This is a genomic window from Flavobacterium sasangense DSM 21067 (genome assembly GCF_000686885.1).
Classification (GTDB): domain Bacteria; phylum Bacteroidota; class Bacteroidia; order Flavobacteriales; family Flavobacteriaceae; genus Flavobacterium; species Flavobacterium sasangense.
In genome coordinates, this window is sequence record NZ_JMLU01000045.1 from 1 (window position 1) to 13,308 (window position 13,308).

At 30.4% G+C, this 13,308-nt stretch carries 15 protein-coding genes; 9 read left to right on the forward strand and 6 right to left on the reverse strand.

Annotated elements, in window-relative coordinates:
* The first annotated feature begins 215 nt into the window (after positions 1-215).
* Genes BP92_RS0113260 through BP92_RS0113270 form a run of 3 tightly spaced genes read left to right on the forward strand, consistent with a single transcriptional unit; the run spans position 216 to position 3,268 of the window.
* A complete protein-coding gene (locus tag BP92_RS0113260) occupies positions 216-428 on the forward strand; it encodes a hypothetical protein (RefSeq protein WP_026726480.1) in 213 nt (70 codons plus the stop codon).
* A 45-nt stretch (positions 429-473) separates the two neighbouring features.
* Positions 474-1,895 carry a hypothetical protein gene (locus BP92_RS0113265; RefSeq protein WP_026726481.1) on the forward strand — a complete coding sequence of 474 codons (1,422 nt, stop codon included), beginning with the start codon at positions 474-476 and terminating at the stop codon, positions 1,893-1,895.
* 11 nt (positions 1,896-1,906) lie between these two features.
* A complete protein-coding gene (locus BP92_RS0113270; RefSeq protein ID WP_026726482.1) occupies positions 1,907-3,268 on the forward strand; it encodes a hypothetical protein in 1,362 nt (453 codons plus the stop codon).
* Positions 3,269-3,299: 31 nt separating this feature from the next.
* On the opposite strand, the gene BP92_RS0113275 is transcribed toward BP92_RS0113270, so the two are convergent.
* Positions 3,300-3,614, reverse strand: a complete 315-nt coding sequence (locus BP92_RS0113275; RefSeq protein ID WP_026726483.1) for a HipA N-terminal domain-containing protein — start codon at positions 3,612-3,614, stop codon at positions 3,300-3,302.
* 191 nt (positions 3,615-3,805) lie between these two features.
* On the opposite strand from BP92_RS0113275, the gene BP92_RS0113280 reads away from it, so the two are divergent.
* The 6 genes from BP92_RS0113280 (at position 3,806) to BP92_RS0113305 (ending at position 7,104) form a co-directional block, all read left to right on the forward strand.
* Positions 3,806-4,330: a hypothetical protein gene (locus tag BP92_RS0113280; RefSeq protein ID WP_026726484.1), complete on the forward strand. Its 525-nt coding sequence runs from the start codon at positions 3,806-3,808 to the stop codon at positions 4,328-4,330.
* Positions 4,331-4,333: 3 nt separating this feature from the next.
* Positions 4,334-4,726 carry a helix-turn-helix domain-containing protein gene (locus tag BP92_RS16400; RefSeq protein ID WP_051604489.1) on the forward strand — a complete coding sequence of 131 codons (393 nt, stop codon included), beginning with the start codon at positions 4,334-4,336 and terminating at the stop codon, positions 4,724-4,726.
* 2 nt (positions 4,727-4,728) lie between these two features.
* Positions 4,729-5,172: a hypothetical protein gene (locus BP92_RS0113290; protein ID WP_026726485.1), complete on the forward strand. Its 444-nt coding sequence runs from the start codon at positions 4,729-4,731 to the stop codon at positions 5,170-5,172.
* 186 nt (positions 5,173-5,358) lie between these two features.
* Positions 5,359-5,655, forward strand: a complete 297-nt coding sequence (locus tag BP92_RS0113295; protein WP_026726486.1) for a helix-turn-helix domain-containing protein — start codon at positions 5,359-5,361, stop codon at positions 5,653-5,655.
* A 310-nt stretch (positions 5,656-5,965) separates the two neighbouring features.
* The gene (locus BP92_RS0113300; protein ID WP_026726487.1) at positions 5,966-6,460 is read left to right on the forward strand and encodes a helix-turn-helix transcriptional regulator; all 495 of its coding nucleotides are present in this window, start codon (positions 5,966-5,968) and stop codon (positions 6,458-6,460) included.
* Positions 6,460-7,104: a nucleotidyl transferase AbiEii/AbiGii toxin family protein gene (locus BP92_RS0113305; RefSeq protein WP_026726488.1), complete on the forward strand. Its 645-nt coding sequence runs from the start codon at positions 6,460-6,462 to the stop codon at positions 7,102-7,104. Before BP92_RS0113300 ends, BP92_RS0113305 begins: the two co-directional genes overlap by 1 nt.
* Positions 7,105-7,135: 31 nt before the next feature.
* Here BP92_RS0113305 and BP92_RS0113310 read toward each other — a convergent pair whose 3' ends face one another.
* From BP92_RS0113310 to BP92_RS0113330, 5 genes are all read right to left on the reverse strand, one after another.
* Positions 7,136-9,400 carry a multicopper oxidase family protein gene (locus tag BP92_RS0113310; RefSeq protein WP_026726489.1) on the reverse strand — a complete coding sequence of 755 codons (2,265 nt, stop codon included), beginning with the start codon at positions 9,398-9,400 and terminating at the stop codon, positions 7,136-7,138.
* Positions 9,401-9,462: 62 nt separating this feature from the next.
* Positions 9,463-9,684 (reverse strand): heavy-metal-associated domain-containing protein, encoded by a 222-nt coding sequence (locus BP92_RS0113315; RefSeq protein ID WP_026726490.1) that lies wholly within the window; start codon positions 9,682-9,684, stop codon positions 9,463-9,465.
* A 12-nt stretch (positions 9,685-9,696) separates the two neighbouring features.
* Positions 9,697-12,117: a heavy metal translocating P-type ATPase gene (locus BP92_RS0113320; protein WP_026726491.1), complete on the reverse strand. Its 2,421-nt coding sequence runs from the start codon at positions 12,115-12,117 to the stop codon at positions 9,697-9,699.
* A gap of 80 nt (positions 12,118-12,197) precedes the next feature.
* Positions 12,198-12,758 (reverse strand): helix-turn-helix domain-containing protein, encoded by a 561-nt coding sequence (locus BP92_RS0113325; protein WP_026726492.1) that lies wholly within the window; start codon positions 12,756-12,758, stop codon positions 12,198-12,200.
* A partial coding sequence (locus tag BP92_RS0113330) for a DUF3347 domain-containing protein (RefSeq protein ID WP_026726493.1) occupies positions 12,758-13,308 on the reverse strand: 551 nt, incomplete at its 5' end. The genes BP92_RS0113330 and BP92_RS0113325, both read right to left, overlap by 1 nt.

The following is a 13,308-nucleotide window of genomic DNA, read 5'->3' on the forward strand; positions in this document are numbered from 1 at the left end:
AGGTGTTTTCATACTATTTCAAAGTTAATAATTTTTGAAAACACTCTCTTAGTTTTGAACTAAATCAGTCCACTTTTTGCTGACGATTTACAATTATAAATGAAGTTTTTGATTTAAAAGAAAACGACAAGTTTAATGAAGAAACAAAAAAAGCAATTAATATAAAAATAGATTTTCAATTTGATGAGTTTAGAAAAGCAGTCATAGAAAATAGTTTGTTTCTTCCTCAAAATATTATAGATGAAATTGAAGTTTTTTATGAAATGTTTTTTGAAGAAACTAATTTGAAAGGTTCAAAAGAAGAGATTGAAACTTATTTTGATAAATTATTAGATAAAATAGAGTCAATATCTGAACTGATTAGACACGACTTAGGTGTAGAAAATTTAAATATTAAATTGAAGAAGAGATTGAAAGTTGAATTCTAATAGACTTAAGTACCTTTAAATTAATGTTTTCCAAAACAATTAGTCATGATTAAAGTTTATTTAGATTGGAATGTTATGTCAGGAATGAAAAATAATCATTTCCGAGAACTAAATGAAATAATTTTAAACAAGGATAAATTTCTCTTATTGTATTCAACTTCACACATTGGAGATATTTTCTCCAGTATCAAAAACCATAGTGAAGAAGAACAAAAAATTGTTCGAGAAGATTTAGATTATATAACATATTTGACTGATGATTTGTGTTTAATAAATAATTCAAAAGATGTAGTTTTAGACCATTACCAACCAGGAAAATTATTAGATGACAGAATTAGTGAAGCTCCTCTTTTTGAAGATTTTAGCCTAGACAATTTATTTAGTTCAATTGAAGAAGATAATCCAATGTTTGGAATAGTTAATTCAATAAAAAATATGATTTCTTCAATACCATTAGACTCAGCATTTAAGGAAGCGTTCGAAAATCCCGAGAGTGCTGCAATGTTAGACAAAATGTTTCCTGGGCTAAAAGAAGACAAAACAATGAATGGTTTCTTTAAGAGTTTTGGTAAAATGTTTCACAATATGAATGAAACAGAAGACTATAAAGATTTAAGAAATATGGTACAACAAATTGGTGTAAATAGTGGACACTTCAATGAACACAAAAATCCTTTTGAAGTAATTGAAAAAGCATATAAGAAAACAGGGATAGAAAATTTTGAACCTGATAAATATTTTGAAAAAGGTAAAAATGCCCCAGAATGGTTTGATGAAATAACAAATGAATATATCAAATTAGATATGCACGGTTTTAAAGCTGATAAAGTAAAAGTTACTGAAAAAGAGAAAAACACTTTTAGTAATACAACTGAAGATGCATCTCACTCTGCATTTGCTTCTATATGTGAATTTTATATTACTAATGATGATAAAAATTATCACAAAACAAAAGCAGTATTTCAAAAATTAGGAATTTATACTATTGTTTTAAAACCAAATGAATTTATTCAATACTACAACTCATTTCTAAATATAAATAATTTTGATGATCATTTTATAAGTATAATTGATGAAATGAATAGAGTTGAAAATTTTCAAGAACAAAAATATCAAAATGGAGAAAATTTTGGCTTGGTAAATTTCACAAGTCAATATTTTTTTAATTTTTTTAATAAAATATTAATCCCGAATCCAGAAGTAAATGAGGCTTTATTTATTTTAGGAAAAGAAAGTCCTTCAAAAAGTTATATCATTAGTCAACAAGAATTAGAAGCAATGTTGAAATTATTCTCAGACAAACTTGGTTTAGATGTAAATGGAAAATCTTATTACGAATTAGGAGAAATAAAAAGCGATGAAGATTGGTTTGGACGTAACTGGAAAACTAATTTAGGTCAAATTAGCTTAAAAAGATTAAATGGTTGGTTTCAAATGTACTTTTATCCTTTATCTAATAAAAATTAAATAATTAACTAATGATTGATGAAACTTATTTAAACGATTTTATGAATGACGTTGATGATATATTAGAATCTCCAGTTCAAATGAATACAGCAAACGAAACAATCTCAGTTTATAACGGTTTGTTTCTTATGAAATATGAAAAAATAGAAATAATTATTCAGGGTAATATTCAATACAAATGGAATCCAAGTATTGGAGTAGTCTTTGAGGGGGTTACTACTGAATTTTCAGATTTAATTATAAAGACAATAAATGATATTGAACATTTTGAAATAGTTGTAAATGGTGAAAATTATGGAGTTGCAATAATTTCAAATTTTAATATTAATAATCAGATTTCAATAAAAGGAGTATTTAGACATACAGTAATTACTGGCGAAAAAACAATTCCTATTTCTAAAATAAAGTTTTGTATACCTAATTTTAGAGAATTTTTAGGGATATCAGTAAAAAAAATTACCAAAACAAGTAGAAGTACCTTAAGAAATAGATTAATATTAGAAAATGATAGATATAAAATCACTATTGACAAAAGATTTGAATATAAAGAATTGTATAGTTCTGTAACCGAAAATGGAGGATATATAATTACTCATTCAGGTGAATTAATTTCAAAAAAAGGAGCTTTAACATATGAAAACTCAAAAGAAATTTTAAATTGCTTGAATCTCTTTTTGTCGTTTTTAAATGGAAAAAGAACTTCTGCAATTTTAATTCACGGCATTTTTGATAATGAAAAAATTTGGTGCGATTATTCAAATTATTATGTTGACAGATATGATGATTTACCTAGTTGGATAAATTCACATTCTATTGAATATATAAATGAATTATGGCAAGTATTTAGTAAAAAATGGAAAGATAAGAATGATAAAGATGTTTTAAACACAGCTATTCATTGGTATTTGGAATGTAATAAAAGTAGTGGTTTTGTCGAAGGTTCATTAATAATGGCTCAGACAGCATTAGAGCTATTATATAATTGGTACATAATAGAAAACAAAAAACTATTGATAGGCAAAGATTCTGAAAATATTAATGCTTCAAATAAAATTAGGTTATTGTTATCTCAACTAAATCTCAATTATTCTATTCCAAAAAAATTCACATACTTAGATAAATTTCTCAAGGCTGAAAAATTAGTTGACGCTCCAGAAGCAGTTGTTCAAATAAGAAATACAATTGTACATTCTCAAGAAGAAAAAAGAGCAAAACTAAATAAAATAGAAAATATGGCTAAATACGAAGCTTTACAGATTTGTATTTGGTATATCGAAGTAGCATTACTTAAAATATTAGATTACAAAGGAGATTATACAAATCGTTGCTCCGAACAAATTGTAATAAGTGCGAAAAGAGAGAAGCTTTTGTAATTTAGAATAATAATCTTAGTTCTATAGCAATCTAAATTTCATTCTCCATTTTAACCGTTACAATTCCAACCAAATTATCTCCAACTAGTAATAATTGAGAAAAGTAATCATTAGGGTCTATACTTGTATTTTTCAATAAGCCCTCTAACATGAATCCTTCAGGAAGTAACCCATCAAAAAAAGGCGGAAATGAATTATAACTATACTCTTTTTGACTAATGGGCATTGTTAGTGAAACTAAATCACCTTTGTAGTTATCATCATATTCGAAATAATATTCAGTTGGAGAAATTTCAGTTAACACCCCTGCTCTATCACTGTGAACATAAACAATTGCTTTTCTCATTATTACTCTTTTTTTCTCTAAAAATAATGAAATAATACAATTAATAATTTACCAGGTGTTTTAATGAATTAAAAATATATTTCTTTTAAACTTTGCTTATATTTGAAAGCACTAATTTGATTAACATCAAAATAACATATTTTACTAAAGTTCACTTAAAAGTGAATAAAAATTTGGAAATTAACTTATAAGTGAATACATTTGCACACATAAAACCTATAGCACGTTACAATAAAGTAGCTTATTATTCTGTATGTATTAATGAAAGTAAAACTTCTCTTTTTGAAGATTTTATTGATTATCATAGTCAGCATAATAGAAAAAAATTAAATCACGTGCTAGAATGGATAAAAATTATAGGAGATAAATATGGTGCACAAAATCACTTATTTAGACCAGAGGCTTCTATCGCAGACGCTTCTGCACTGCCTCCAAAAGGCAAAGACAGAGAACCAAGTTATACTGAATTGGGAAAGACCAAAGCAAATAACATTAGGTTATATTGCCTCCGAGCAAATGAAAATGTAGTATTTTTATTTAATGGCGACATAAAAACTACACGTTATGCACAAGACTGTCAAAATGTTAAAGAGCACTTTTATTTGGCAAATCGGCTAACAAAAGCTATTGATTTAGCTTTTGTAGAAAAAGACATCGTATGGAATGACGATTTCACTTTAATAAACTGTTCATCAGATTTAAAATTATTCCTTTAAAAAATGGAGTTTCCAAAAAACAACATCATAAACGACTGGTTACAAGAAAATGGTAATCCAGAAATCGCAAAGCTTGTAGAAAAGAATTTAGCAATCGCTAATAAAATTCACGAGATGCTGGAAGAGCGAAGATTAAAACCAGCTGATTTAGCTCGCATGCTCAAAAAAACACCTTCTGAAATAAGTAAATGGCTTTCAGGCACACACACATTTACAACTAAAACTATTACTAAAATTGAAACAGTTTTAAAAGAGGATATCATACACATAGAGGCACAAAGAGAAATTGTTTACTTAAAAGTATATGTTAATCACGAAGAAGAAATTGAAGAAACATCATTTGAAAACTCTGAAGTATTTGCTACTGAAGGCGGTTTAGACAAGAAAGTATCATAGTCATGGAAAATACCCAAATAGTTCCATCAAAAATCCATTTAACCAACATAAAAACAGTTAAAGAAAACACAGTTTTATTTAATGGAAAATTGGATGTTAAACCTACTTATGATATACAAGTTTCTCATAATATGATGCATAATCTTGATAAAGAATTAGTTAAAATTAGACTTTATTTAGATGTAAGTGCTGAAATTAATGGAAAGACAATAAATCAGGGTGGAAATTATGAAATTGATTTTTTCTTTAAGATTGAAGATTTAAAAGACCATTATCAAATTAACAATGAGAAGCCATTATTTGGAGGCGTATTTGTGTGTACATTACTAGCGATTTCATATTCTACTTTAAGAGGTATAATGTTTAATCTTTGGAAAGACACTTACTTGAATTCAATAATACTACCAATTATTAACGTCCCAGATCTTTTAAAAAGTAAAAGGTAAATTAATAATTATAAAATAGTTTAAAAAAGGGCTGATTATTTTGATAATCAGCCTTTTTTCTTTACCCCTAGAGTTTGCTTTTACAATCCTGCTTATTATAATTAAAATAAAACGTTTACATTTTTAAAAAATGATTGATATTATATACAAAAAAAATATTTTTGTATATAATATCAATCATTTTGTATGAACACTAAAAAGCAAGTTATTTTTCCAAAATACAATTTACTTCTTGAAAAAATGGGTGAAAATATAAAATTGGCACGCAAAAGAAGAAAATTAACTACAATACAAGTTGCTGAGCGTGCTAATATTTCTCGTTCGACATTATACTTAATAGAATCTGGAAATCATAGTGTGTCAATGGGAGCTTACTTTAATGTTTTGAGAGTACTGGGTCTTCAAGATGATTTTTTAAAACTGGCTGCTGATGACACTTTAGGTAGAAAACTTCAAGATATTGAACTTTTAAAAAAACAATAACAAAATGAATTATGCGGCGAATAACTCTCCTATTCACCGCATAATTTAAATAGATAGTATCTTTTTACTTTCAAAAGTTTAAAAAATTGTAAATTTGTAAAAATTATTTTTTTCCTTTAATATTTAATTTTCGTAACACCCCAAGTACACCTCCACCCTCTTCAACCCTTATGAATAAAGAGAAAAAAGATATTGTATCGGCAAATAGAAAGAAATTTCTTACTTTTTTTTGATTACATAAATTTTACCTTTTAATCTAAATCTGGCAACATTTTTGCAATATGTAAACAAATTTGTTTACATTTGTATTATGAGTTTTGAATTAGAAAAATATAAAGGTATTCATCCAGGAATCATTTTAGAGCGTTTATTAGCAAAAAAAGAGATTTCTCAGCGTCCTTTTGCCCTTTCTATAGGAGAACATCCACAAACCATTAATGCTATTACAAAAGGTAGAAGAAGTCTCAATACTGCATTAGCTTTAAAAATTGAAGCAGCACTCGGTTTAGAAGAAGGTTCAATGGCATTTCTTCAAACTTTTTATGAAATAGCTGAAGAAAAAAAGAAATCACTCCATACTCCTAACTTATCTAATCTAAGAAAATCACTTTTTTGGGATACCGATATTTCTAAAATTAACTGGGATAAGCAATACAGAGCAATTATTCAACGTGTTTACGAAAGAGGAAATGAAACCGAAAAAAAAGAGCTAGAAGCATTTTACGGTTTACCTAAGATTAGTGTGGCTCTTCAAAACTCAAGAAGAAAACCTTACACTATTAATAAAAACAAACAAAAAGCATAATGCTCTATTACAATACCGTAAATGATTTGCTAAAAAATAGTCTCATTACTCTAATGGATGCTCCTATTTTTCAAAACTTTAGATTAGTTGGTGGTACTGCATTAAGTCTTCAAATTGGGCATAGAGAATCCATAGATATTGATTTATTTAGTGATGCTGAATATGGTACATTAAATTTTAAAGAGATTGAAGATTTTTTGAAAAACAATTTTGACTATGTTGATTTTTTAGATGTTCCACCTGCAATGGGGAAGGCATATTTCGTTGGAAATAATGAAAATAACACTATAAAATTAGATATATTTTATACCGATACATTTATTCAACCTTTTATCGAAGTAGATGGAATAAGAATGGCTACTATTGAAGAAATTATTGCTATGAAGATAGATGTCATTCAAAGAGGCGGAAGAAAAAAGGATTATTGGGATTTACATAATTTACTTGATTCCTATTCTATAAGCCAAATGATAGAATTACACGAACAAAGATACCCTTATAGCCATGATAAAGATTTAATCATTCAAAACTTTATTTCTTTTGAACAAGCTGATGATGATTTTGACCCAATTTGCTATAAAGGAAAATATTGGGAGTTTATAAAAGAGGATTTTGAAGAAATAATAAAAAATAATTTTAGATAAAAAAGAGCACAATTGAAAACGCTCTTTTCTATTAATAATTTAAATTCAACCCTACTCCAAATCCCATATCGCTATCATAATGTGTTCTTAGGCTGAGATTTCGTTTTAGAATATATCGTGCTTCTAGCATATATTCGGTATCAGTATTGACCATGAAGCCCATTCGTAATCGTTTGGAAACAGGGATATCTTCTCGCATTAATTGTAATCTTAGATTTCCATCTTGAAACACCTCTGCTTGAAACTGAACTAACATGGGTAAGGTATAGGCAAATCCAGCACTTAAAACAGCTCTATGGTCTTTGGTGTTTTTTTGTCCGAAAATGTTTTTTTCTATCTCACCTTCCATATCTCGGTAACGCCAATCAAAACCGATAAAGGGCATTAACCATTGCATTTTTCCAATATATCTTCCTAAATGAAATTCTGCTTCATAACCGTGCATGTCATTGTATCCTAAACGCCATTCTGCACCTAAACTCCATCGTGTATTTTGAATCATTGCCATACCATCGTTTCCATTAGTAGCAAAATCGTTTTCTGCCATGATATGAAAAGCTCTGTCATCTGCGTACAATTTGCGTTGGGCTAATTTTGGATTAGGAATTAATGGATTGGGTTCTTGATTTTCATACGTAAAAATTCTACCCATGCCTGCCATCATGTGATACAATATGTGACAATGAAAAAACCAATCGCCCTCAACATTAGCATTGAATTCTATTACATTGGTTTCCATTGGCATTAAATCCATTACGTTTTTTAAAGGTGCGTAATCGTCTTGTCCGTTAATGATTCTGAAATCGTGTCCGTGTAAATGCATCGGATGGCGCATCATGGAACCGTTGTAGAGCGTAATTCTAACATTTTCGCCTTTCTTAATTAAGATTTTATCGGTTTCTGAAATTACTTTATTATCTAAACTCCACACATAACGGTTCATGTTTCCAGTAAGTTCAAAACGAAGTTCTTTAACTGGAGCGTCTTTTGGCAATGTTGTTTTTTCAGTAGCTTTAAGCATGGCGTAATTCAATGTGGTGATGTTCGCCAATGCATTAGCGTCATACTTATTATGTTTTGAATGTTCTTGATGGCTTGCTGCCTTTAGTGTTTGTTCTTTCTTTTTATTATCAGCTTCTCCAGTAATTTCGGGATACATAACTACGTTCATATCCATTTGATTTAACGACATGCTCATTCCCATATCATCCAACTCTCCATTCATTTTCATCATGTCATTCATCATCTTCATCCCTTCAAAATATTTTAATTTTGGCAAGGGTGAAATCAATTGTTTGATACCGTTTCCAATGTAAAGGGATGCGGATTTTGTTCTATCTTCGGCAGTAGCTAAAAATTCATATGACGTATTATTGGCTGGAATTGTGACTATGACATCATAGGTTTCAGAAACAGCAATTAGTAATCGATCTACTTCAACAGGTTCTACATCATTACCATCACTAGCTACAACCGTAATTTTTCCACCTGCATAGGTCAACCAAAAATAAGAGGAAGCACCTCCATTAGCAATACGAAGTCGGACTTTATCGCCTCCTTTAAACTGTGTTAATTGGCTTTCATTTTTTCCGTTGATTAGAAACTTTTCGTAATAGACATCGCTTACATCCATGGCATTCATTCGTTTCCACTCGTTGCCTAGTTTTGTTTTAAAATGCCCTTGTTTAATGGCTTCACTATAACTTTGTGTGGAACCTTTTTTGATGGCAAACCAATCGGAAGCGTTGTGCAACATTCGGTGAACGTTTTCGGGTTTTAAATCGGTCCATTCGCTTAAAATTAAAGGAACAGTTGGTAAATCATCGATACCTTTTCTAAAAGTAGGATCGTTTTCTTTTTTATTCATAATGAACATACCATACATTCCTATTTGTTCTTGCAATCCAGAATGCGAATGATACCAATGCGTTCCGTTTTGGATGATGGGAAACGTATATTTATGCGTTGTGCCAGGTTGAATGGGCATTTGGGTTAAATTCGGTACTCCATCTTCTTTGTTAGGTAAAAATAATCCGTGCCAATGCAACGAAGTAGTTTCATTTAATTCGTTATGTACGTAAATTTCGGCAATATCGCCTTCTGTAAAAGTTAAGGTTGGCATTGGAATTTGACCGTTCACCGCAATAGCTCTTTTTTCAGTTCCAGAATAGTTGACAATTGTATCGCGAACGTATAAATCGTATCGTACTATTTTTTGAGCGAATGAGTTGGGTATCGCAACTAACATAAGTAGCATAGTTCCCACTATTCTTGAAACACTTTTTTGTTTTTTCATCTTTATATTTTCAAAGATTAATAAAAATGCCACCTTACTTTGTTTCAAGTAGCACTAAAGACTTATGAATTGATTTTTTCGATTTTAAAACCTGCTTTTTCCACCGCTTGCATGATTTCCTGTTCTTTTTCTGATGAAGCTTCAACGGTTAGTATTTTTTCTTTGTTGTGAATATCAACTTCCCAATTTTCAATTGCGGCTACTTGGTCTAATTCTGGTGTTACTTTGGCTACACACCCCATACAATTGATATTTGTTTTGAATTTTAATGTGTTATTTTTCATTTTGATGTTGTTTTAATTTTTAAAATATTTTAATCGTAAACTATTCGCTACCACACTTACACTACTTAATGCCATAGCAGCTCCAGCAATCATTGGATTTAATAAAAACCCATTTATTGGATATAAAATTCCAGCTGCAAGTGGAATTCCAATAATATTATAAATGAAAGCCCAAAAAAGGTTTTGTTTAATGGTATTCACGGTTTTTGCTGAAATCTTTATTGCCAATGGAATTTTAGAAAGATCAGATGAGATAATGGTCATTTTGGCTACATCAATAGCTATGTCACTTCCTTTTCCCATCGCGATACTTACATTAGCTTGTGCTAAAGCGGTACTATCGTTGATACCATCACCCACCATAGCTACTATTTTGCCTTTTGCTTGTAGCTCTTTTACAAAATCGGCTTTGTCTTTTGGTAAAACTTCTCCTTTGAAATTGGTAATTCCTACTTTTTCAGCAACGGCTTTGGCTGTATTTGCATTATCACCTGTTAGCATATACACTTCAATATTCATTTTTTGAAGTTCTTGAATGGCTTCTATGGAGGTTTCTTTGATTTCGTCGGCAATGGCTAAAACGGATAACGCATTTTTAGAATCGGCAAACCAAATCACGGTTTTAGCCTCTAATAGCCACTTTGAAGCCTCATGGTCTAGTTTTTCAGAAATATTTATACCATTTTCGAAAAGTAATTTTTTATTTCCTACAAAATAATATTCTCCGTTATAGTGGGCTTTCACCCCTTTTCCAGTAATGCTTTCAATGTGATTTACATTTACTGAATTTTCATCTTTATAAAAACTTACAACTGCTTCTGCCAACGGGTGTTCTGATTGTTTTTCGATAGCGATCAAAATTTGTTTAGAACTATCATTTCCTTCTGCCCAAATTACATCGGTTACTGTGGGTTTACCTTTGGTGATTGTACCTGTTTTATCTAAAATAATGGCATTGATTTTTTTAGCTAATTCCAAGCTCTCCGCATCTTTGATTAGAATTCCTTCCTCTGCTCCTTTTCCTACACCTACCATGATGGCTGTTGGTGTGGCTAAACCTAAAGCACACGGACATGCAATTACTAAAACTGTCACTAAAGCTAACAATCCTTGAGTGAATCCGTTTTCACCCCCCCAAATTATCCAAGCAATAAGCGATAGTAAGGCGATGCCGATGACAATTGGAACAAAAACACTCGCTATTTTATCTACCAATTTTTGAACAGGAGCTTTACTTCCTTGTGCTTCTTGCACCATTTTAATTATATGAGAAAGCATGGTATCGGCTCCTACTTTTTCCGCTTTGAATTGAAAACTTCCTTTTTGATTAATAGTTCCCGAAAACACTTTGTCATTTGTCTCTTTTCTCACTGGAACGGGTTCGCCACTCAACATACTTTCATCTACAAAAGAACTTCCTTGAGAAACAATTCCATCTACTGCTACTTTCTCTCCAGGTTTTACTATGATGGTCATTCCAACTTCGACTTGTTCTATTGGTAATTCCATTTGGTTCCCATTGGCATCTACAATGTTTACCGTTTTGGGTTGTAAGCCAATTAACTTTTTAATGGCTGAAGAAGTATTTCCTTTAGCATTTTCTTCCAGTAATTTACCTAATAAAATAAAAGCAATTACCACTGCTGCAGATTCAAAATAAACATGAGCGTGTAATCCTTTAGAATGCCAATAGTCTGGAAAAAGCGTATTAAATACGCTAAAAATATAGGCTACACCTGTACTCAATGCTACTAGTGTGTCCATATTAGCCGAACGATGTTTTAACTGTTTCCAGGCATTTATGTAGAAATCTTTTCCATAGAAAAGCACGACTGGTGTTGCCAATATCCACATGATATAATTAGCATACGGAATATCCATAAAAAACATACCAATTGCCACTAATGGAACCGATAAAATGATGGCTCCAAGTGTTTTTGCTTTTAGTTGTTTCTGTTTTCTAAGATGGATATCCTCTAAAGTTTCGTATTGACTATTATCTTGATTGATAAATAAATCATAGCCAATACTTTGTACCGCTACTTGCATTTGGTTTAGTGTAACTAAACTAGGAATGTATTCTACTTTAACTTCTGCTGAAGCATAATTTACTGAAGCGTTCACCACACCAGGTAAGAACTTAATTATACTTTCTACACTCACAGCACAAGAAGCACAAGTCATTTGCAAAACTGGAATTATTTGTGTGGTTGTTGCAACATCATAGCCCAAATCACGAATGGTTTTCACGGCATTAGGTATGGCTATTTCAGGTTTTTCGGTTTCAATGATAGCCTGTTTGTTGTTTATTTCCACTTTATGCTGTGTAATTCCCTCTACAGACTGCAATCCTTTATTAACAATCATAGCGCAATGTTCGCTTTCCACATTTTCGAGTGGGATTGCATATGGTTGTGTTTTTACTGTTTTCATCTTTTACTAATTTACTTGTACAAAGTTCTACTGAAAAACCGGGTATGAATTGTATAATTATGGCTATGATTTACATCATTCTAAATTTTATCAATTTGAACTCGTTTTACTTCTTTTATTTGTTTGAAATGTGTTGGTGTAAATCCTGTTATTTTCTTGAATTGATTACTCAAATGTGCTACACTACTGTAGTTTAGGAGGTCTGCAATTTCACTTAAGCTTAATTCATCATACATAATTAACTCTTTTGCTTTTTCAACTTTTAAGTTGATGTAATATTTTTCAATGCTAATTCCTTCCACTTCTGAGAATAGATTGCTGAGTTTACTGTAATCATGATTTAGATTATCGGCTATGTAAGAGGATAAATTTTGGTTTAAATCTGCATTTTTGTTTTGAATCAGATCGATTAGTAATGCTTTAATTTTTTCAATAACTCTACTTTTTTTATCGTCTATTAATTCAAAACCAAACTTCTCAAGATTTAATTTAATATCCTTTTTTTGAATATCTGTAATCTTTTGATTCAGTTCAACTTCTCCTAATTCAACTTTTACTAGTGAATATCCTAAATTTTCGATTTCATTTTTAACGACCATTTTACAACGATCGCACACCATATTTTTAATATGCAAAATCATTATTTAATGGTTTCAACTGTTTTTCCACAAGTTAGCATTCTGTTGCCATAGTATGGGTTTTTAACTTCATTTTCTTTACTTAACCAATTTGCACCTTTACCATCATTGTACATAGGGCAATGTTGGAAATAAACTGGAACCTCATACTTTGCAACTTTTAATAATGAATAAATGTCTTTTGATAATGTTGTAAAGTGATTTCGTTGTTTATTAATATCTTTTGATTTTGAAATCAGTTCAGTATCTTTTTTAATTTGATTTACAACTTTCATCCAAACCATATGAACATCCATATCCAATTTGTCCATTTTAACATTATTTATTGCAGTTAGTAATTCCTTTGAAGCAATTGAAGTTGTGTTACCATCAGAAGAAATCATAGCATCTTTTACCACAAAATAGTTATCAAAAACAACTTTAAGTTGGTTAACTTCTTGAAGTACCATCTTTGAAGTTTCATTGTGGTTTACATGATTATTATGGATTTCAGTAGTTTCTTCCACTTTGATTTCTTCTTTAACTGGAACTTTAGCAACTCTGTCATATTGAC